General features: G+C 70.2%; 13 protein-coding genes. 11 read left to right on the plus strand and 2 right to left on the minus strand.

What is annotated here, in order from left to right; translation table 11 throughout:
• Positions 1-34: 34 nt before the first annotated feature.
• From ABT114_RS30720 to ABT114_RS30740, 5 genes are all read left to right on the plus strand, one after another.
• Complete coding sequence (locus ABT114_RS30720; RefSeq protein ID WP_351146146.1) at positions 35-760, plus strand: response regulator transcription factor; 726 nt, start codon at positions 35-37, stop codon at positions 758-760.
• On the plus strand, positions 757-2,307 hold the full coding sequence (locus ABT114_RS30725; RefSeq protein WP_351146147.1) for a sensor histidine kinase: 1,551 nt from the start codon (positions 757-759) through the stop codon (positions 2,305-2,307). Before ABT114_RS30720 ends, ABT114_RS30725 begins: the two co-directional genes overlap by 4 nt.
• 363 nt (positions 2,308-2,670) lie before the next feature.
• A complete protein-coding gene (locus ABT114_RS30730; RefSeq protein WP_351146300.1) occupies positions 2,671-8,844 on the plus strand; it encodes a DNRLRE domain-containing protein in 6,174 nt (2,057 codons plus the stop codon).
• Between the two features lie 2 nt (positions 8,845-8,846).
• Positions 8,847-9,347 carry a hypothetical protein gene (locus ABT114_RS30735; protein ID WP_351146148.1) on the plus strand — a complete coding sequence of 167 codons (501 nt, stop codon included), beginning with the start codon at positions 8,847-8,849 and terminating at the stop codon, positions 9,345-9,347.
• Between the two features lie 210 nt (positions 9,348-9,557).
• On the plus strand, positions 9,558-10,646 hold the full coding sequence (locus tag ABT114_RS30740) for a lytic polysaccharide monooxygenase auxiliary activity family 9 protein (protein ID WP_351146301.1): 1,089 nt from the start codon (positions 9,558-9,560) through the stop codon (positions 10,644-10,646).
• Positions 10,647-10,834: 188 nt separating this feature from the next.
• On the opposite strand, the gene ABT114_RS30745 is transcribed toward ABT114_RS30740, so the two are convergent.
• Positions 10,835-11,839, minus strand: a complete 1,005-nt coding sequence (locus tag ABT114_RS30745) for an acetylxylan esterase (protein ID WP_351146149.1) — start codon at positions 11,837-11,839, stop codon at positions 10,835-10,837.
• 287 nt (positions 11,840-12,126) lie between these two features.
• Here ABT114_RS30745 and ABT114_RS30750 point away from each other — a divergent pair, with 287 nt between their 5' ends.
• Genes ABT114_RS30750 through ABT114_RS30775 form a run of 6 tightly spaced genes read left to right on the plus strand, consistent with a single transcriptional unit; the run spans position 12,127 to position 19,902 of the window.
• On the plus strand, positions 12,127-13,119 hold the full coding sequence (locus tag ABT114_RS30750; protein ID WP_351146150.1) for an ABC transporter permease: 993 nt from the start codon (positions 12,127-12,129) through the stop codon (positions 13,117-13,119).
• Positions 13,120-13,121: 2 nt separating this feature from the next.
• Complete coding sequence (locus ABT114_RS30755; protein ID WP_351146302.1) at positions 13,122-13,994, plus strand: carbohydrate ABC transporter permease; 873 nt, start codon at positions 13,122-13,124, stop codon at positions 13,992-13,994.
• A 52-nt stretch (positions 13,995-14,046) separates the two neighbouring features.
• Complete coding sequence (locus tag ABT114_RS30760; RefSeq protein ID WP_351146151.1) at positions 14,047-15,702, plus strand: ABC transporter substrate-binding protein; 1,656 nt, start codon at positions 14,047-14,049, stop codon at positions 15,700-15,702.
• Entirely contained in the window at positions 15,699-17,219 is a 1,521-nt protein-coding gene (locus ABT114_RS30765; protein ID WP_351146152.1) for a GH39 family glycosyl hydrolase, read from the plus strand. Before ABT114_RS30760 ends, ABT114_RS30765 begins: the two co-directional genes overlap by 4 nt.
• Entirely contained in the window at positions 17,216-17,899 is a 684-nt protein-coding gene (locus ABT114_RS30770) for a YesL family protein (protein ID WP_351146153.1), read from the plus strand. Before ABT114_RS30765 ends, ABT114_RS30770 begins: the two co-directional genes overlap by 4 nt.
• Complete coding sequence (locus ABT114_RS30775; RefSeq protein ID WP_351146154.1) at positions 17,896-19,902, plus strand: beta-galactosidase; 2,007 nt, start codon at positions 17,896-17,898, stop codon at positions 19,900-19,902. Before ABT114_RS30770 ends, ABT114_RS30775 begins: the two co-directional genes overlap by 4 nt.
• Here ABT114_RS30775 and ABT114_RS30780 read toward each other — a convergent pair.
• Entirely contained in the window at positions 19,896-21,881 is a 1,986-nt protein-coding gene (locus ABT114_RS30780; RefSeq protein ID WP_351146155.1) for an alpha-glucuronidase, read from the minus strand. The two genes, ABT114_RS30775 and ABT114_RS30780, sit on opposite strands and share 7 nt — an antisense overlap.
• Between the last annotated feature and the right edge of the window lie 10 nt (positions 21,882-21,891).

Genomic DNA, 21,891 nt, shown 5'->3' on the forward strand with positions numbered 1-21,891 from the left:
GGATTCCCCCAGCGGACCGCGACAGGATCGGTACATGACTGGCACCTCTGGGTCCCGCAGCGGCCGCGTCCGTGTGCTGATCGTCGACGACGAGCCCGATCTCACCGCGCTGCTGTCCGTCGCCGTCACCGAGGCGGGCTGGCGGCCCTATCCGGCGCCGGACGGACGAAGCGCGCTCAAGGTGGCCCGTGGCTGCGCCCCGCACGCCGTCGTCCTCGACGGGATGCTGCCCGACCTGGACGGCATCCAGGTGCTGCGCCGGCTGCGGTACGAGAACCCACAGCTCCCCGTGCTCATGCTCACCGCCCGGGACGCCCTGGAACACCGGCTCGACGGGCTCGGGGCCGGCGCCGACGACTACGTGACCAAGCCCTTCTCCCTGGAGGAGGTCGTGCTGCGGCTGCGCGGACTGCTGCGCCGGGCCGGCGCCGAGGAGACCCGCGTCGAGGACTCCGTCCGCGTCCTCGGTGACCTCGTCCTGACCGGCGAGACCCGCGAGGTGCACCGCGCCGGTGACCGGATCCGGCTCACCGCCAAGGAGTTCGACCTGCTCAACCTGCTGATGGACCATCCACGCCAGGTGCTGAGCAAGGCACAGATCCTCGACCACGTCTGGCACAGCACCTTCGACACCGGCGGGAACCTCGTCGAGGTCTACATCTCCAGCCTGCGCCGCAAGATCGACCGGGGCCGGGCGCCGATGATCCGCACCGTGCGCGGCATGGGCTACGTCATCAGGCCGGTGGAGGACGGAAGATGAACCGTACGACTCTCCAGGGTGTCCGGCGCGGTGGAACGCCCGCCGGGCCGCCGCGCGGGCGCTCGCTCCGTACCCGCCTGCTCGTCTTCATCAGCGCCACCCTCGTCGCCGTGTGCGCCGCGATGGCGCTCACCACCGTCTTCGCCCAACGCTCCTATCTGCTGGGCAACCTGGACGACCGCGTCGCAGGCGCCGCCGCACGCGGCCTGGGCGGGGCCTCGCTCCACCCGGACCTCGACCGGGACCTGACGTTCCTCAACGAGAGCGGGCACCCCGCCGGGATGCTCGCCGCCCGCCTCGACGAGGACGGCACGATCCTCGCCGCCGCGTTCGTCGGCGAGGACGCCCCGCCGCAGAACCTCAGCCACGCCCAGACCGCCGCGCTGACGGGCATCGCGACCGACGGCTCGCCGCACACCCGCAGCATCCCCGGCCTCGGCACCTACCGGGTCACCGCACTGGAGGCGGGCGGGGTACGCGTCCTCGCCGGGCTGCCGATGGACGACGTCCAGGACATGATCAGCCGCCTGGTGATGGTGGAGGGGGTCGTCGCCGCGGCCGGCCTCACCGTCGCGGGCTGCGTCTGCGCCGTGGTCATACGACGGCAGCTGCGCCCCCTCGGCCGGGTCGCCGCCACCGCCGTCGAGGTCTCCCGCGCCCCGCTGTGCCGGGGCGAGGTCACCGCCCTCACCCGGGTGCCGGAGCGGGACACCGACCCCGGTAGCGAGGCCGGCCAGGTCGGAGCCGCTCTCAACCGCATGATCGACCACGTGGAGTCCTCGCTCGCCGAACGCCAGCGCAGCGAGGAGCGGGTACGCCGCAGTGAGGAACGCATGCGCCGCTTCCTCGCCGACGCCAGCCACGAACTGCGCACCCCGCTCGCCTCCATCGCCGGATACGCGGAACTCATGAACCGCGGCACCGACCGGATCGAGCCGCTGCTGGCCTGGCGCCGGGTCTCCGCGGAGTCGGCCCGGATGACGGGCCTGGTCGAGGACCTGCTGCTGCTCGCCCGGCTCGACGAGGGCCGGCCGCTGCAGTCCGCCGAGGTGGACGTCGCGTCGCTCGTCGCCGAGGCGGTGTGGGACGCGCGAGCCGCGGGCGACGGCCACGACTGGCAGTTGGAACTGTCTCTCGACACGCCGCCCCTGGTCGTCGGCGACGAGGCCCGCCTCCACCAGGTCGTGGCCAACCTCCTGGCCAACGCGCGGATGCACACACCCGAGGGTACGAGGGTCGTCGCCACCGTGGAGGCCCACGGAGCCACCTGCTCGATCCGCGTCCGTGACGACGGCCCCGGCATCCCGCCCGACCTGCTCCCGTCGGTCTTCGAACGCTTCACCCGGGGCGACGTCTCCCGCGCCCGGGCCGCCGGCATGGCGGGCGGCTCAGGCCTCGGCCTGGCCATCGCCGCGGCGATCACGTCCGCGCACGGGGGCCGCGTCGATGTGAGCAGCGAGCCGGGGTGTACGGAGTTCACGATCGAGTTGCCGACAGTGGAGGAGGTCGCGGTGCCGGGCGGCTCCCGCCAGGTTCTCCACCATTGATCCACCTCTTCCTTCATATCTTGGAAAAGCCGTGAGATCCGGAGGGAAGCAGTTTGTGGCCGCGTGCCCCACGGCATGGTGAGCGAAGGGTGTAATGCGCGTAAACGGGGACGCCCGAAGAGGGGGAGAGATGACGGCGCTTTTCCATTCCCATACTTCCCCTTGATCTTGGCCTGAACATGCCTAACGTGCGCCCGGCCGCGCTATGGCCTCCCTGTGAAGATCGCTTCGTTTCTTTTGGCTTCGTATCACGGAGTGTCAGGGAGGGAGCTGATCGTGCGTCACAGACCCGTGACTCATGGCAGATCGAGAAGAAGACTGTTCCGGACGCGCAGGCTGCGACAGATCGCCATCGGTGTGACGATGCTGTTCGCGGCAGAGGCGGTCCTGGTGTCCCAGGACACCGGCATGGTGTTCGCCGCGGAGACGGCGACCGCGGCCTCCGGGGCCACGCAGTCCGGTTCCGCCCGTTCGGCGGGGCCGGCGCAGGCGCAGGACGAGGCGTCGGCGGTGCTGATGGCCCGGTTGCAGCACCGGAAGATCGAGGTGCTGTCCGCGCGGACAGCGGATTCGACGACGTACGCGCTGCCCAGCGGGGAGCTTCGGACAGAGGCGTATGCCGGGCCGGTGCGGGTGAAGCAGGACGGGGTGTGGAAGGACATCGACACGTCGCTGTCCGACACCGGTTCCGACCTCACGCCCGCGGCGGCGGTCGCGGACATCGCGGTCTCCGACGGCGGGGACACGAAGCTCGCCTCGGTGGCGAAGGGCAAGGAGTCCTTCGGGCTGGGCTGGGACGGCAAGCTGCCCGCGCCGAAGGTGAAGGACAGCACCGCTTCCTACGACCTGGGCAGCGGGCAGACCCTGTCCGTCACCGCGCTGGCGCAGGGCTTCTCCGAGAACATCAAGCTCGCGCAGAAGCCGGACGACGGCTCGGCGACGTACCGCATCCCGCTGAACCTGGACGGCCTGAAGCTGTCCCGGGCCGACTCCGGCCACCTCCTGCTGAAGGACGGCAGCGGCAAGCTCGTCGCCGAGGCTCCCGCCCCGATGATGTGGGACGCCTCCAAGAACCCCGCCTCCGGTGAGTCCGCCCACCAGGCGCAGGTCGCCACGAAGGTCGAGACCGCCTCCGACGGCTCGCAGACCCTGGTCCTCACCCCCGACAAGCACTTCCTCGCCACCGCGTCCTACCCGGTGACCGTGGACCCGACCACCACGCTCGCGGTGACCACCGACACCTGGGTGCAGAACCCCGACTACCCCGACTCGCAGATCTCCTCGGAGGAACTGAAGTCGGGTACGTACGACGGGGGCACGGACACCGCCCGCTCGTACCTGAAGTTCGACGTGTCGAAGTTCGCCGGCAAGCACATCACCGCGGCCACGATGTCGCTGTACAACTACTACTCGGCGACCTGCTCGACCTCCGGCGCGGCCACCCAGGCCCGTCGCATCACCTCGACGTGGTCGTCCTCATCGATCACGTGGGGCGCGCAGCCGTCGACCACGACGACCGGCCTGGCGAACAACACCGGGCACTGGGGCTACGACTCCTCCTGCGGCGCCAACTGGTCGAACTGGAACCTCCAGACCATCGTCCAGGCGTGGGCCGACGGCTCCACCAACTACGGCCTCCAGATCCGCAGCGCCGACGAGACCGACTCCACGACCTGGCGCCGCTTCCGCTCGGCGAACTACACGACCTCCGGCTACGCGCCGAAGCTGGTCGTGACCTACAACTCGTACGCCACCACGGCCTCGGCCACCGTCTCGCCGAAGTTCGCGAACGCCTACAACGGCAAGACCTACGTGACCTCGCTGACCCCGACGCTGTCGGCGAAGGTCACCGACGCCGACGGCTCCACGGTGACGGCACAGTTCGAGGTCACCGCCGATCCGGCCTACGCCGACACCACCTACACCTACACCGGCACCTCCGCGTCGGTGGCGTCCGGCGGCACCGCGAAGCTGACGATCCCGTCCGCCTCCGCGTTCCCGGCCGGAACCCACCTGCGCTTCCGCGTCCGGGGCTATGACGGCACGGACTACGGGGCCTGGTCGTCGTACACGACGTTCGTGCTGAACACCGCCCTGCCGGCCGCACCGACCGTCTCCTGCGACCCGTACACGGCTGACACCTGGACGACGAAGTCCGACAGCGGCGCCACCTGCACCCTGGACACGTCCTCGACCGACGGCATGGGCTTCTACTGGGGCCTGGACGACACCTCGATCCCGAACCGTGTCTACGACACCGACAACGGCAGCGGCGGCGACGCCCTCACGGTGACGGTCAACCCGGGCGAGGACTGGCACAAGCTGTACGCCAAGACCGTCGACTCCGGCGGCAACCTGTCCACCGCGACCACCGCGTACGCCTTCGGCGTCGGTGACGGCGCCGGACTGCTCACCCCGGGCGACGGCGACAGCGCGGCGCGCCGGGTCAGCCTGACGGCCACCGGCAAGACCACCTACACCGGTGTGACGTACCAGTACCGGCGTGGTGAGACCGACTCCTGGCACAGCGTGCCGGTCGCGGACGTCACCAAGTCCTCGGACGGTTCGGCGGTGTCCGCCTGGCCGGTGGCCGTCACGGGCGGCAGCCCCGCCGCGCTCACCTGGAACGTGACTACCTCGCTCACGGAGGACGGTCCGGTCGACATCCGGGCCGCCTTCACCGACGGCACCACCACGGCGTACTCCCAGCCGCACACCGTCACTGTGGACCGCAACGCGGGCACCGCGCCGAGCGAGGACGTCGGCCCGGGCTCGGTGAACGCGCTCACCGGTGACTACACCCTGTCGGCCACCGACGCCTCCGGCTTCGACCTGTCGGTGTCGCGCACCGCGTCCTCGCGGCGCCCGACGGCCGGTTCGGACGCCGAGGGCCAGGTGGCGATCTTCGGTCCGCAGTGGACCTCGGGCACCACCGCGGAGATCACCGACTCGGACTGGTCGTACGTCCGCAAGACGTCGTCCACCTCGGTCGCGCTGGTCGACGTGGACGGCGACGAGACCGGGTTCACGGCCACCTCCTCGGGCGGCTGGAAGCCGGAGCCGGGCGCGGAGGACCTGACCCTGACCGGTTCGCTGACCGGTTCCTTCTCGCTGAAGGACGACGAGGGCACGACCACGACGTTCGCGAAGGTGGACTCGGCGGCCACGACCTGGCAGGTGGCCAGCACCTATCTGCCGACCGACAACTCCACCACCAAGGTGGTCTCGGAGAAGGTCACCTCGGGCACCAGCACGCTGGCCCGCCCGAAGTACGTCATCGCCCCCACCTCGGCGGTCGGCGCCTCGACATGCGAGACGACACCGTCGACCAAGGGCTGCCGTCTGCTGCAGTTCGTCTACGCGACCTCCACCACCGCCACGTCGAGCGCCCTCGGCGACTACAGCGGGCAGGTCTCGCAGATCAAGCTGTGGGCGACCGACCCGGGCGCCTCGGCGGCCACCGCGACGGTGGTGGCGCAGTACTCCTACGACACCTCCGGCCGTCTGCGTGAGGAGTGGGACCCGCGGATCAGCCCCGCGCTGAAGACGGCGTACGCCTACGACAGCACCGGCCGGATCACCACGCTCACCCCGCCAGGGGAGCTGGCGTGGACCTTCACCTACGGCAAGGCGGGCAATGCCGCCACCGCCGGCACGGGCATGCTGCTCTCGGCGTCCCGGCCGAACCTGACCGCGGGCACCAAGAGCACCACCGACGGCACGACCGCGACCACCAGCGTGGTCTACGACGTTCCGCTCACCGGCAGCAAGGCACCCAACAGCCTGTCCGCCGCGGACGTCGCGGCCTGGGGCCAGAGCGACGTGCCGACCGACGCCACCGCGGTGTTCCCGGCCGACGCGGTCCCGCTGTCCAACACGGGCAGCGACCTGGCCGCGTCCGACTACAAGCGGGCGACGGTCACCTACACCGACGCTTCCGGCCGCGAGGTCGACACGGCCACGCCCGGCGGCCACATCAGCACCACCGAGTACGACGGCTTCGGCAACACGGTCCGCGAACTGGGCGCCTCCAACCGTGAGATCGCACTCGCGACCAGTGGTGACGGTCTGGCCGAGCAGGTCGCGCTGAGCATCGACCAGCTGTCGTCGGCGGACCGCGCCGAACTGCTGTCGACGCGTTCGGTGTACTCCTCGGACGGTCTGCGTGAGACCGAGGAGTACGGGCCGCTGCACGCGGTGACGCTCACCTCGGCGCTGAAGGCCGGCACGGGCGGCACCGACCTGCCGGCGGGCACCTCCGTCGCCGCCCGCGAGCACACGGTGAACACCTACGACGAGGGCCGGCCGACCGACGGCACGGCCACGGTCGCCAACCAGACCACCACCGTCAAGGTCGGCGCGTACGTGGACGGCTACCCGTCGGACGCGGACACCCGCACGACCGCCACACAGTACGACTGGGTCAAGGGCGTGCCCACCGCCACCACCACCGATCCCGGCGGGCTGGCGCTGAAGTCCACCACGTCGTACGACTCCCAGGGCCGGGTCATCAAGACCACCCTGCCGAAGTCGTCCGGCTCGGACGCGGGCGCCACCGTGACGGCGTACTACTCCGCGACCGGCACCGGCGCCTGCAACGGCCGTCCCGAGTGGGCGGACCTCGTCTGCTCCACCGGTCCGGCGGGCAGCATCACCGACGCCGGCTCCAACCCCACCCAACTGCCCACGAGAACGGTCGAGTACGACCGCTGGGGCAGCGTCGCGAAGACGACGGAGACCGCGAACTCGATCACCCGTACCACCAGCAGCACCTTCGACGCGGCCGGCCGGATCAGGACGACCGCCGTCAGCGGCGGGGTGGGCACCGCGGTGCCGGACACCTCGACCACGTACGACGCCGACAGCGGTGACGTGGCCACGGTGACCGCGAACGGGCAGACCATCACCCACACCTACGACCAACTGGGACGGGAGATCTCCTACAACGACGGCGCGGGCAACACGGCGACCACGGCGTACGACGCGCTGGGCCGCATGGTGAAGACCACCGACTCCGCCCCGTCCACGACCACCTACACCTACGACACCTCCAAGGACCCGCGCGGTCTGGAGACCTCCCGCACCGACTCGGTCGCCGGCACCTTCGCGGCCGTCTACGACGCGGACGGCGACCTCGCCACAGAGTCCCTGCCCGGCGGCTACACCCTGACCGTCGCCCAGGACGAGACCGGCGCCACGACCTCCCGCGTCTACACCAAGGACAGCGACGGCACGGTGCTCGCCTCCGACAACACGGACGAGAGCATCCAGGGGCAGGTCGTCGGCGACAACGACACCGCGGGCCAGTCCCGCAGCCGCGCCTACGCCTACGACGCGGCCGGCCGCCTCACCCGGGCGGACGAGACCGCGCCGGACGGCACCTGCACCCGCCGTGACTACACGTTCGACACGAACACCAACCGCACCGCCCTGGCCGCCATGACCAGCGACGCGGGCACGGCCTGCACGTCGACGGGCGCGACGACGACGTCGTACGCCTACGACAGCGCGGACCGGCTGGAGTCGACGGGCACGGTCTACGACGCCTTCGGCCGCACCACCACCCAGGCATCCGGCGCGACCATCGGCTACTACGCCAACGACCTCGTCCGGCAGCAGACCTCCGGCACCAGCCGGCAGACCTGGAACCTGGACGCGGCGGGCCGCCTGGCCGCCTGGACCACCGAGTCCCAGGGCACCGACGGCACCTGGACCCAGACCGGCTCCAGGACCAGCCACTACGGTTCCGACACCGACAGCCCCGACTGGACCCAGGAGACCAGCAGCACCATCACCCGCAACGTCCAGGGCATCGGCGGTGACCTCGGTGCCGTCACCAGCGCGACCGGTGACACCGTCCTGCAACTCACCGACATCCACGGCGACGTGACGGTCCAGCTCCCGCTGGACACCACCAAGGCGGCCGTCGCGCTCGCCTACGACGAGTACGGCACCCCGGAGGGCGACACCACGGCCACCCGCTACGGCTGGCTCGGCGGCAAGCAGCGCTCCAGCGAGACCGTCACCGGCGCCACCCTCATGGGCGTCCGCCTCTACGACCCGACCACCGGCCGCTTCCTCTCCGCCGACCCGGTCCCCGGCGGCAACGCCAACGCCTACGAGTACTGCAACGGCGACCCGCTCAACCGCTACGATCTCGACGGCAGATGGGGCTGGTGGAAGCGCGCCAAGCGCCGCTTCAACCGCTGGTCCGCCAACGCCGTCGGGTGGGGCCTGTCCCGGATCGGCAGCCACTACATGGGCTACCGGTGCTCGTACCGCTACGGCCTGCGCGTCTGCCGCGGCGGCTGGGGCCTGCATGCCCGGGGCGGAACCACGCTCGGCAACACGTACTTCACCTCGAACAACCGGAAGTACATCTCGTACAACCGGATCCGGCACGAGAAGGTGCACGTACGGCAGTGGCGGCGCTACGGTCTCGGATTCATCTTCCGGTACGCACGGGCCGGATCCAATGCCTGCCACAACCGCTATGAGCGGCAGGCCAACCTGAGATGGGGTGGATACCATTGCTGACGGTGCCGCGCGTCCTTCCTCCCGTGCTCCTGGCGGCGATCGCGCTGCTCGGGGCCGGGTGCGGCCTGGTGCCGTCGGACCCGGCGGATCCGCCTGTCTTCGGTGCGCGGATGGACGGGGAGACGATCGTCGTCAAGATCCCTCTGTGTGCCACGGACGACATCCGGCGCGTGGAGGTCACCGACTTCGACGACGACGCGGACGACACTCCGCGCATCGTCTGGTGGGCCTCCGAGCCGACATCGGCGCCGGCCAAGGGCGGTGTGATCAGGCTCTGGTCGGGAGAGGGGTTCGCGAGCCACGCACCGGAGCCGGCCGCGTCCGCCGTCCCGCGCACCCTGGACGTGGGGTACTCGGATCCGACCGGTGACGGGCGCGACGACGTCCTCACCGTGCGCACGATCACGGCAGCGAAGCTGAAGTCAGGCAGGTACTGGACCAGGGACGGTCCCAGGACCGCCGCCCAGATCGACGCACAACTCCACTGCGAGGACAGCGAGTGAGACGGAGGGTGCCGCACTTCGGTGCGGCACCCTCCCTCGCTCTCCAGGCGTTTACAACGGCGCCGTCCGGCGCTACCTTCCGCATCAGTGGGGTGGGAGCGCTCCCATACCGGTGGACCGGAACCCGCCCGGAAGTGCCCCCACCCCCGTCATCCACGTGCGCACGTTCCTCACGACCGCCGAGCGAAGGGACGTAAATCTGTCATGTATATGACAAGATCGATCGCGACTCCCCAGCGGGTACGGCGATTACCGCACCTCACCTCCCGCCGCGCCCTGTTCCTCGTCCTCCTGGCCCTGCTCACGACGGTCCCGGCCCTCGGTCTGATCGTCACGGCCGGCGGCCGGGCGGAGGCCCACGGCACCCCGATGAAACCCGGCAGCCGCACCTTCCTGTGCTGGCAGGACGGGCTCACCGACACCGGAGAGATCAAGCCGGTCAACCCGGCCTGCAAGGCCGCCCAGCAGGTCAGCGGCACCACGCCGTTCTACAACTGGTTCTCGGTGCTGCGCTCCGACGGCGCGGGCCGCACCCGCGGCTTCGTGCCCGACGGCGAGCTGTGCAGCGGCGGCAACACCAACTTCACCGGCTTCAACCAACCGCGCGACGACTGGCCGCTCACCCACCTCACCTCGGGTGCGACCGTCGACTTCTCGTACAACGCCTGGGCCGCGCACCCGGGTTGGTTCTACGTCTACATCACCAAGGACGGCTTCGACCCGACCAAGACGCTCACCTGGGACGACATGGAGGACCAGCCCTTCCTCACCGTCGACCACCCGCCGCTCAACGGCACCCCGGGCACGGTCGAGGCCAACTACTCCTGGACGGGACAACTGCCCGCCGACAAGTCGGGGCGCCACATCGTCTACATGGTCTGGCAGCGCTCGGACAGTGCGGAGACCTTCTACTCCTGCTCCGACGTCGTCTTCGACGGCGGCAACGGCGAGGTGACGGGCATCCACGACCCGGGCAACCCGACCGACCCCGTGCCGGGCGCCTGCACCGCCACCCGCACGACCACCAACAGCTGGAACGGCGGCTACCAGTCCGAGGTGACCGTCACCAACTCCGGCGACGTCCCGATGCTCGGCTGGATGGTCGACTGGACGCTGCCGAGCGGCCAGTCGGTGGCCAGTCTGTGGAGCGGCAACGCCACATACAGCGGACAGGACGTGATGGTCCACAACGCCGACTGGAACGGCTCGCTGAGTCCAGGTCAGAGTACGACCTTCGGTTACGTCGTCTCCGGCTCCGGCGGTGACAGCGCGACGGAGCTTCCCTGCCAGGTCGGCTGAACCGCCGCTCTGGGCGGACCCGGTGGGCGGTGAGCCGATGCCCACCGGGTCCGCGAGCCGGTCGGTCCCATGGGGGGGAGTTGGGTGTGACCGGATGGAGCGTGGCTTGGGTGACCCTGCGATGCGACAACGTTGTCGAGTTGTCTGTACATGACTCTACCGCCTCGCCGTCGCGGACCCGCACGTTTTCACGCCGACAGTGGAGTGACCTCCAACACCTCACGCAGCCAGAGTAGTTGGCGACGCACATGCACGGCGTCGCCGCCTTCGTGACCGTTGAACGGATAGGCGTGGATCTCCTTGCGGGGATCCGTGCCGGTCAGGTCCGCGTAGCGGTTGAAGGCGGCGTACGCGCCGCTCGGCGGGCACACCGTGTCGCGTAGGCCGACGCCGAAGTGGGCCGGGGCGTGGGCGCGGCGGGCGAAGGAGATGCCTTCCAGATAGGAGAGGGTGCGGTAGGCGGCCTGCTCGCTGCCGCGGTGGACGGAGAGGTAGGCGGTGATCTCGCCGTAGGGGCCCGCGTCGGTGAGGTCCAGGGCGCGGCGGATGCCGCACAGCAGCGGAGCCGTGACCAGGGCGGCCGCGAGGTCGGGGACGAGTCCCGCGACGGCCAGGGCGAGCCCGCCGCCCTGACTGTTGCCGACGGCCGCGGTCCGCGTGGCGTCCACGCCGGGCAGCGCGCGCACCGCGGCCACCGCGCGTACCGCGTCCGTGATCAGCCGACGGTAGTGGTGGTCCCGGGGGTCGAGCAGGCCGCGTACCGCCGGGCCCGGGCCGCCCGGCGCGGTGCCGTGCGGATCCGGGGTGGCGCCGCCGTTGCCGTACTGGTCGCCCTGGCCGCGGTTGTCCATCAGCAGATGCGCGTACCCGGCGTTCACCCAGGTCAGCCGCTCGTGCGGCAGGCCGCGGCCGCGCCCGTAGCCGGCGTACTCGACGACGGCCGGGAGCGGCTCGCGCACACCGGTGGGCCGGGTGAACCAGGCGCGCACCGGGTCCCCGGCGAAGCCCCGGAACGTCACGTCCCAGCTCTCCGTCAGCCGCAGCCCGGTCTCCACCGGCCGCACCGACACCAACGGGTCCGTCTGCGCCGCCTCCTTGAGGGTGTCGCGCCAGAACGCGTCGAAGCCGGGCGGCTCTTCGGGCAGCGGCCGGTGGGCTTCCAGTTCCCCCGGCGGCAGGTCGAACGCGGGCACGGCGGCACCTCACAGGAGTCGGTCGTTGCGGTCATGTTCCAGAAATTTCCGGAAGACCGTAGCAGCCAACTCCTGTGTTTCTACCCTGCTCGTGAGCGATTGCAACACCACACGAATGTCTCGGCTTCCGCCGTGCACCACCCATTGACAGCGCTTTCCACGTGCCCTTACGTTGCCGCAGAGTTACCGGTAAGAGCCTGAAACTTTCGGTCCGGTGTCCCGGTGTGGGCCCGACCTCGTGTACGTGCACCGCCTCAGCCCCGCCCACGCCACGGGAGGCCCGAGCTTTGAGCACCTCCATCACGCCGGCTCCACCACCCGGCACCCAGGACCCGCCGCCGACGAAGACGGCCTCCCGTCCCGCGCGCCCCTCCGCGCGGCGCGGCTGGCGGCGGGCGCTGCGCCGCGACTGGCAGCTGTACTCGCTGACCGTCCTGCCGCTGCTGTTCTTTCTGGTCTTCCGCTACCTGCCGATGATCGGCAATGTGATCGCCTTCCGCCGGTTCCAGCCGGGCGGCTCGATCTTCGGCGAGCAGTGGGTGGGCCTGCGCTATGTGCGCATGTTCCTCACCGACCCCACCTTCTGGCAGGTGTTCCGCAACACCCTGTGGCTCGGCGGACTGACCCTCGTCTTCTGCTTCCCGATCCCGATCGTGCTCGCACTGCTGCTCAACGAGGTACGCAGACGCTCGCTGAAACGGTTCGTCCAGTCGGTGTCGTACCTCCCGCACTTCCTGTCGATCGTGATCGTCGCCGGCATCACCATGCAGATGCTCGCCACGGACGGCCCGCTCAACCACGCACTCGGCTGGTTCGGCCACGATCCGATCCGCTTCATCCAGGAACCCGGGTGGTTCCGCACCATCTACGTCGGCTCGGAGATCTGGCAGACCGCCGGCTGGGGCACGATCCTCTACCTCGCCGCGCTCACCACGATCGACGAGGACCTCTACGAGGCCGCGCGCATCGACGGCGCCAACCGCTGGCAGCAGATCTGGCACGTCACACTGCCCGGCATCCGCCCCACCATGGTCACGCTGCTTGTCCTCAACATCGGCACGTTCATGGCGGTCGGCTTCGAGAAGGTCCTGCTGCTGTACAACGCGTTGACGTATCCGACCTCCGACGTGATCTCAACGTACGTGTACCGCATGGGTGTCGAGTCCAACAGCTTCAGCTACGCCGCGGCCATCGGGCTGTTCGAGGCAGTCATCGGGCTGGTGCTGATCGTCTCCGCCAACCAGCTCTCGCGTCGCACGGTGGGGACGAGCCTGTGGTGAGCGTGCACCGGCCCACCCGGGGCTACCGCGTCTTCCAGGGCGTCAACGGGGTGATCCTGACCCTTGTCGTGGTCGTGACCCTGTACCCCTTCCTCAACATCATCGCCCGCTCGTTCAGCGGGGGCCGGCAGATCCGGGCCGGTGAAGTGACCCTGTGGCCCAAGGGGTTCAACCTCACCACGTACCGGATCGTCCTCCACGACTCGGCGTTCTGGCGCAGCTACGGCAACACCGTCTTCTACACGGTGGTCTCGACCGCCGTGGCCATGGTCCTGACGACCTGTTACGCGTACGTCCTGTCGAAGAAGAACCTCAGGGGGCGCGGCTTCCTCGTCGGGGTCGCCGTGTTCACCATGTTCTTCACCGGCGGGCTGATCCCCAACTACGTGCTGGTCACCAGCCTCGGCCTGAAGAACACGGTGTGGGCGCTGGCCATCCCGAACGCGATCAGCGTCTTCAACCTGCTGGTGATGAAGGCCTTCTTCGAGAGTCTGCCGACCGAGCTGGAGGAGGCCGCGCAGATCGACGGCCTGAGCACCTACGGCATCCTGCTGCGGATCGTGCTGCCGCTGTCGAAGGCGATCGTCGCGACCATGGTGCTGTTCTACTCGGTGTCCTTCTGGAACTCCTGGTTCGGGGCCTTCCTGTACATGGACAGGACCGATCTGATGCCGGTCACCGTGTATCTCCGCAACCTCATCGCGGGCGCGACCGGCGGCAGCAACGCGGGCGCGGAAACCGCGCAGCTCAGCCAGGTCGCGGCGAACGTCCAGGCGGTCACGATCGTGCTGACCTCGCTGCCCATCCTCTGCGTGTACCCGTTCGTCCAGCGCTACTTCGTCTCGGGCATGACGCTCGGCGCGGTCAAGGGCTGACGACTTCGGGTCTGACGCACCCTCACATGGCTTACGGAACAAAGGAGTATCCGTGAAGAACGAAGGACAGCTGTCGCGGCGTCAGATCCTGGCCGCCGCCGGATTCATCGGCCTTGCCACCCTCACCGGCTGCGGCAGCGGCGACGACGGCGGGGACGGCAAGGACCTGTCGAAGAAGCAGAACGGCGCGATGAAGGAGTACCGCGTCGGCCAGCAGTTCAAGGCGACCAAGCCGCTGTCCTTCTCGACGCTGCACAACGACAACCCGGGCTATCCGATGAAGACGAGCTGGCTGTTCTGGAAGGAGGTCACCAAGCGCACCGGGATCACCCTGAAGCCCGTGGACGTCCCCCTCGTCGACTACGAGAAGAAGCGCAGCGTTCTCATCGGCTCGGGTGACGCTCCGTTGCTGATCCCGAAGACGTACCACCCCTCGGAGGTGGCCTTCGTGTCCTCGGGCGCCATCCTCGCGGTCAGCGACTACGTGCACCTGATGCCCAACTTCCAGGCAAAGGTGAAGAAGTGGAAGCTCGAGCCCGAGCTCGACTCCATCCGCCAGTCCGACGGCAAGTACTACCTCCTGCCCGGCCTGCACGAGAGGCCCAAGTCCGGCTACTCGCTCTCCCTGCGCACGGACGTCCTGGACAAGCTGGGCCTGAGCCTGCCGACCACCTGGGACGAGGTGTACGACGTCTTCAAGGCGATCAAGGAGGAGTACCCCGACCGCTACCCCTTCTCCGACCGCTGGAGCACCAACACAACGTTCGCGGTAGGGGCGTTGCAGAGCTATCTGGGCCAGGCGTACGGGGTCAAGGCCGGCTGGACCTACGACAACATCAGCTTCGACTCGACGGCGAAGAAGTTCGTCTTCACCGGCGCGAGGGACGAGTACCGGGGGATGATCGAGTACCTGAGAAAACTGGTCGCCGAGAAGCTGATGGACCCGGAGAGCTTCACCCAGACCGACGACCAGGCGATACAGAAGCTGCTGGGCGAGAAGTCCTTCGCGATCAGCGCCAACCCGCAGGAACTGGTGCAGAGTTACCGCTATGACCTCACCAAGCAGGTCAAGGGCGCGAAGATCGAGATGATCCCGGTGCCGCTCGGCCCGGCGGGCCCGGTCGTGCTGGACGGCATCCGGCTGGAGAACGGCCTCATGGTCTCCAGCAAGGCCCTCAAGAGCGAGAACTTCGTCGCGATGATGCAGTTCGTGGACTGGCTCTGGTACTCGGACGAGGGGCAGCAGTTCTGCAAGTGGGGCGTCGAGGGCGTCACATACACCTACTCCGGCGGCCAGTACAAGCTCAAGGACGGCATCACCCTCATGGGCTCCGACCCGGACGCCCCGAAGGACCTCCAGAAGGACTACGGCTTCTTCAACGGCGTCTTCACCTACGGCGGCAGCTGGGCCCTGGTCTCCTCCAACTTCAGCCCGGACGAGAAGAAGTTCCAGGACGCGATGGCCCAGCGCGAGCAGCTGCCCGTCGCCCCGGCCCACCCGCTCCAGTCCGTCGAGCAGGAGCAGGCCTCGCTCTGGGACACCCCGCTCAAGGACCACGTCGCCCAGAACACCCTTCAGTTCATCCTCGGCAAGCGCCCGATGTCCGAATGGGACGCCTACATCACCGAGTTGAAGGCGAAGAACATGCAGCAGTACGTCGACCTGCACAACAAGGCGTACGAACGCTTCAAGAAGGAGCACGGGTGATCCGCGTCCCCGCGCGGGCGAGCGGCCGGTTCCCCGACGCGTGGCGCTTCTGCGTCGGCACCGGCCGCGTCGAACTCGCCCTGCGCCGCGACTACCAGGACTCCCTCGCCCTCCTCCAGCGCGAGATCGGCTTCCGGCACATCCGCGGCCACGGGCTGCTCAGCGACGGCATGGGCGTCCACCGGCCCTACACCCAGGACGGGGCCCGGCACGTCCACCACTCGTTCACGTACGTCGACCAGGTCATCGACAGCTATCTCGAGCTCGGCATCCGCCCCTTCCTCGAACTCGGCTTCATGCCGACCGAGTTGGCCTCCGGCGACCAGACCGTCTTTTGGTGGCGCGGCAACATCACCCCGCCCCGCTCCCACCAGGAGTGGGCGGACCTGGTCCGAGCCACCCTCGCCCACCTCGTCGACCGCTACGGCCTCGACGAGGTGCGCACCTGGCCGATCGAGGTGTGGAACGAGCCCAACCTGCCCGACTTCTGGCAGGACGCGGACGAGAAGGCGTACCACCGGCTGTACGAGGTGACCGCGCACACCGTGAAGGAGGTGGACGCTTCCCTGCAGGTCGGAGGCCCGGCGATCTCACCCGGCGCCGACGCGTGGATGATCCGCTTCGCCGAGTTCGCCGAACTCCACGACGTCCCGGTCGACTTCGTCTCCCGCCACGCCTACACCTCGGGTCCGGCCCGGCACGTCCCCTTCGGCGTCCACCAGACCCTCGCGCCGGCCGACCGCCTCCTCGACCAGTTCGCCACCCCACGGCGACAGCTGAAGGGCACGCGGTACGCGGAACTTCCGGTTCACATCACCGAGTTCAACTCCTCCTACCGCCCCGACAACCACATCCACGACACCGCCTTCCACGCCGCCTATCTGGCCCCCGTGCTCGCCGCGGGCGGAGACGCGGCCGACTCCTTCTCGTACTGGACGTTCAGCGACATGTTCGAGGAGGTCGGCGTGCCCACCGCCCTCTTCCACGGCGGCTTCGGCCTGCTCACCCACCGGCAGGTGCGCAAGCCGACCTACCACCTGTACGCGTTCCTGGCGCGGATGGGGGAGGAGCTGCTGGCCCGCGGCGACGACCACCTGGTGACCCGCCACCCCGACGGCCGGGTCACGGTCCTCGCCTGGGCGCCCGTCGATCCCACCGGCGCCACCCCCGGACCGGACCGGCACGAGATCCACCTCTCCGTCCCGGTCGGCACCCGCCCGCGCGGCGAGACCTTCGTGCGCCGCTCCACGGTGGACGAGGAGCACGGCAACGCGTACACCGCCTGGCGGCACATGGGCAGCCCGCGCTCGCCGAAACCGGGGCAGCTCGACGTCCTGCACGAGGCCGCCGAGCCCGCCCGTTCCCATCACCGGCTCCAGCTGGACGACGGCCGCGCGGACCTCCTCCTGACCCTGAGCCGCCACGAGGTCACTCTCGTCGAGCTGACCCCGCTCGACGACGAGACTCCGCCCTGGTGGGACGAACGCCGGCTGCTCGGCGGGGAGGCGGCGCCGTGAGCACCGTACGGACGACCGACTTCGGCACCGGTGTCCTCTCCCGGGCGGCCGCCCTGGTGCACACCCTGGTCGTGGTGGAGGCGATGCTCCTCGCCGCCGCCTCACCCGGGCTGGCCGGCCTGCTGCTCCTGGGCCCGGACCCCACCAACCTGCTGCTCGCCGCCGTCTGCCTGCTCCCGCTCGGCCCGGCCCTCTCCGCCGCCCTCTACGCCCTCCACCACCGAAGCCACGACCTCACCGACCTCCACCCGGCCCGCGCCTACTGGCGGGGCTGGCGCCTCAACGCCCGCCCGGTGCTGAAGCTCTGGACGCCGCTGCTGGCCTGGCTGACCGTGATCGCCTTCTCGCTCACCCACTTCGCGGCGACCGGCCTGCCCGGCTGGTGGGCGGGGCTCCTCGCGCTCATCGGCGTCGCCTGCCTCCTCTGGGCCGCCCACGCGCTGGTCCTCACCTCCCTCTTCGCCTTCCGGGCCCGCGACACCGCCCGCCTGGCCGCGTACTTCCTGCTCCGGCGCGGGCGCGCCACCCTCGCGGCGGCCTCCCTGCTCGTCCTCACCGCGGCCATGACCGCCCTGCTGACCGAGGCCCTGCCGGCACTCCTCGCCGCCCCGCTGCTGCTCTCCCTGCTGCACACCAGCCGCCCGGTGATCGCCGAGACCCAGGAGGACTTCACCGCATGACCCACAAGATCCGGTACGGCGGCGACTACAACCCGGAACAGTGGCCGGAAGAGGTCTGGGACGAGGACCACCGCCTGTTCACGCAGGCCGGCATCGACACGCTCACCGTCGGCGTCTTCTCCTGGTCCCTCACCCAAACCGCCGAGGACACCTATGACTTCACGGTCCTCGACCGCATCCTCGACCGTGCCGCAGCCGAGGGCCGCCAGGTCTGCCTCGCCACCGGCACCGCCGCCCTCCCGCCCTGGCTGGCCCGCACCTACCCCGAGGTCAACCGCACCGACTTCGAGGGCCGCCGCCACCGCTACGGCCAGCGGCACAACTTCTGCCCCAGCTCACCGGCTTACCGCCGCCTCGCGACGGAGATGGCCACCCGCCTGGCCGAACGGTACGCGCACCATCCGGCGCTGATCGCCTGGCACATCAACAACGAGTACGGTGGCGCCTGCTACTGCGACCTGTGCGCGGAGGCCTTCCGGGACTGGCTGCGCGACCGACACGGCACCCTCGACGCCCTCAACGACGCCTGGTGGACCACCTTCTGGTCGCACCGCTACACCGACTGGGCCGAGATCGAGCCGCCGAGCGCCCTCACCGAGCACTGGCGCGGCCCCGATCACACCGCGTTCCAGGGCATCACCCTCGACTACCAGCGCTTCACCACCGACGCCCTGCTCGGCTGCTTCACCGCCGAGAAGGACGCCATCCGCGCCCACGACCCGGACACCCCCGTCACCACCAACTTCATGGGCCTGTACCGCCCGCTCGACTACCACCGCTGGGCGCCCCACCTGGACTTCGCCTCCTGGGACAGCTACCCGCCCCTCGACGCCCCGCCCACCCAGCCGGCCCTCGCACACGACCTGATGCGCGGCCTGAAGGACGGCGCCCCGTTCTGGCTCATGGAGCAGACCCCGTCCACCACCGCCTGCCGCGACGTCAACCCGCTCCGGCGCCCCGGCGAACTCCGTCTCGCCACCTGGCAGGCCATCGCCCACGGCGCGGACGCCGCCCTCTACTTCCAGATGCGCGCCTCGCGCGGCGCCTGCGAGAAGTACCACGGGGCGGTGATCGGCCACGCGGGCCGCGACGACACCCGGGTGTTCCGCGAAGTGGCCGACGTGGGACGTGAGTTGGCCGACCTCGGCGACGCGTCCCTCGGCGCCCGCACCCCGTCCCGGACGGCCCTCCTCTTCGACTGGGACAGCTGGTGGGCGCTGGAGATCTCCGACGGCCCCTCCCGGCTGGTGCGCTACGTCGACGTGGTGCACGCCTACTACCGGGCCGCCCGCGAGGCCGGCGCCGACGTCGACGTGGTCCCGGTGACCGCCGACCTCACGCCGTACGACGTGGTCCTGGCCCCCGCGCTCCACCTGGTCAAGGGCGACCTCGCCGAACGCCTGGAGGCGGTGGCCCGGCGCGGCGGCAGCGTCCTCGCGACCTTCCTCACCGCCCGCTCCGACGAGCACGACCGCGCCTTCCTCACCGACCTACCCGGCCCCCTCGCCCCCCTCATGGGCATCCGCATCGACGAGTGGGACTCCCGCCCGGCGGACGTCGTACAGACGGTGCTGCTGGAGGACACACAGGTCGAGGCACGCCTGGTCTTCGAGATCGTGCAGCTGCGCGGCGCCCAACCGGTCGGCGCGTACGGCCTGGACTTCTACGCGGGCACCCCGGCGGTCACCCGGAACGCCTTCGGCGCGGGGGAGGGCTGGTACGTGGCGACCGCCCTCGACCAGCCCGGCGTCGACCGGATCGTCCGCCGCGTCCTCAGCCGCCACGACCTGATCGGCCCGTACGCGGACCAGCCGGCCCTGGAGACCGCGACCCGCGTCACCCCGGACGGCACCCTCCTGCTGTTCCTCCTCAACCACGCCCCGGTCCCGGCCCACCTCACCGCCCACACCACCGCCACCGACCTGCTCACCGGCAAACGGATCGAGCGGGGCGAGCCCCTCACCCTGGACCCGCTGGGTGTGGCGGTGCTGCGCCTTCAGTAGACCCGGCGGCCCTGCCGGTCCGGGATCCCCGACTTGCGCAGGAAGTAGCTGTTGATCTGGTCGCGCCACTCGCGGGCCCCGCGGAGCTGCTCCTCATAGCGCTCCGCCACCCGCGCGTGGCGCGCCGGGTCCACCAGATCCGCGAGCCCCGCCCACACGCGCCGCGCCTCCTCCACCTCCGCCACGCCCTCGAAGTGTGTGTCGTAGATGTGCTGGATCACGGTCTTCCCGCTGTGCAGGACATGCTCGTACGGCACGTGGTGGAAGAACAGCAGCAGCTCGTCGGGGCAGGTGTCCGGCGACTCGTAGACCTCCGCCCACGGCTTGCCGTACTGCGCCGCGTAGCCGGTGCCGGTGGCGGCGCTGCGGTCGACGCCGATGCCGTCCCGGTCGGCGAAGTGGTAGGTGCCCCAGGGGCTGTACTCGTAGCCGTCGACGCTGGGCCCGTAGTGGTGGCCCGGCTGCACCATGAAGCCCACGCCAAGCGGGGCGGTGTACTTCTCGTACGTCCGCCAGGAGCCGGACAGGGCCGCGCGCAGGCCGGCGGCCAGGTGTTCCGGGGTGGGGCCGAAAGTCAGCCCGATCCACTCGTCCAGCAGCCGGTGGGGATCCGCGTCCGGCTGCCAGGCGAGCCGCCCGAAGGTGTACAGGTTCGCCTGGGCCAGCGGATGCCCGGTCCAGAACGGGTCGTCACCGACGTTGGACACCGCGACCAGACCGTCCGCCAGCTCCCCGACCTGCGGGTCCCTCTCGCCCTCCGGCCGGAACCGCAGCGCCTCGCTCCACATCGGCCCCAGCCAGCACACGTGCCGCTGCTGCCCGGTGTACTCCTGCGTGGCCTGCACCTCCACGGCCAGCCGCGTGTGCGGCATGGCCCCGAGTACGGGTGAGACGGGCTCGCGCACCTGGAAGTCCATGGGGCCGTGCTTGACCTGGAGCACGGCGTTGGCGGCGAACTCCCCGTCCAGCGGGGCGAAATGCTCGTACGCGGCCCGCGCCCGGTCCGTCGAGCGGTCCCGCCAGTCCTGCGTGTGGTTGTAGACGAAGGCCCGCCAGTGCACCGTGCCGCCGTGCGGGGCGAGCGCGGCGGCCAGCATGTTCGCACCGTCCGCGTGCGAGCGGCCGTAGCTGAACGGGCCCGGCTGGCCCTCCGAGTCCGCCTTCACCACGAACCCGCCGAAGTCCCCGATCGCCCCGTACACATCTCGCACGGCCCCCGCCCACCACTCCCGCACCGCCTCGTCCAGCGGGTCGGCCGTGGGCAGCCCGCCCAGTACGACCGGCGCGGCGAAGGTGACCGACAGATGCGTGCGGATCCCGTACGGCCGCAACGCGTCTGCGATCGCGGCGACTTCGCCGATCCGGTCGGTGAGCAGGTGCGCCTCGGTCTCGTGCACGTTGACGTTGTTGACGGCCACGGCGTTGATCCCGCAGGCCGCCAGCAGCCTGCCGTACGCCCGCACCCGCTCCAGGTCGCCCCGCGCCCGCCCGTCCTCCCAGAACAGCGATCCGCCCGCGTACCCGCGCTCCACCTGGCCCATGACCGGGTGCACGGCCACGTTGTCCCAGTGGTCCACCATCCGCAGCGCCACCGCCGGACGGTGCACCTCGCGCCGCCGGTCGCCCCGGAACGCGTCATCGCCGAGCCGTACGACGTGGAACAGGCCGTACAGCAGGCCGCGTCGGCCGGACGCCAGGACGGTCGTACGGCCGTCCTCGTGCCCGAACACGAACTCCTCGTCCCCGTCGTCCCCGAGAGGGTCCCCGGTCAGCTCCAGCATCAGGTCGTGCGGCTCGGTGTCCCGCACGATCCGGCCCCCGAACCGCCCGCAGGCGTCGGCCACTTCGCTGCGGACCGTCTCCACCAGCGGACCCGACCCGCGGATCAGGGTCCGCCGGCTGCCGAGCGCCCGGAAGGCGGCGAGCGGCAGCCAGGCAGGGTCGACGCCCTCCGACAGGACGGGCACGGGCAGCGGCATGAATCCCTCC

The sequence above is a fragment of the Streptomyces sp. NPDC002088 genome, from assembly GCF_040296605.1.
Classification (GTDB): Bacteria; Actinomycetota; Actinomycetes; order Streptomycetales; family Streptomycetaceae; genus Streptomyces.

Bases quoted from the DNA above. Each gene is read 5' to 3' on its own strand.
- ABT114_RS30720 (WP_351146146.1), top strand. From the start codon at position 35: ATGACTGGCACCTCTGGGTCCCGCAGCGGCCGCGTCCGTGTGCTGATC.
- ABT114_RS30725 (WP_351146147.1), top strand. From the start codon at position 757: ATGAACCGTACGACTCTCCAGGGTGTCCGGCGCGGTGGAACGCCCGCC.
- ABT114_RS30730 (WP_351146300.1), top strand. From the start codon at position 2,671: ATGCTGTTCGCGGCAGAGGCGGTCCTGGTGTCCCAGGACACCGGCATG.
- ABT114_RS30740 (WP_351146301.1), top strand. From the start codon at position 9,558: ATGACAAGATCGATCGCGACTCCCCAGCGGGTACGGCGATTACCGCAC.
- ABT114_RS30775 (WP_351146154.1), top strand. From the start codon at position 17,896: ATGACCCACAAGATCCGGTACGGCGGCGACTACAACCCGGAACAGTGG.
- ABT114_RS30780 (WP_351146155.1), bottom strand. From the start codon at position 21,881: ATGCCGCTGCCCGTGCCCGTCCTGTCGGAGGGCGTCGACCCTGCCTGG.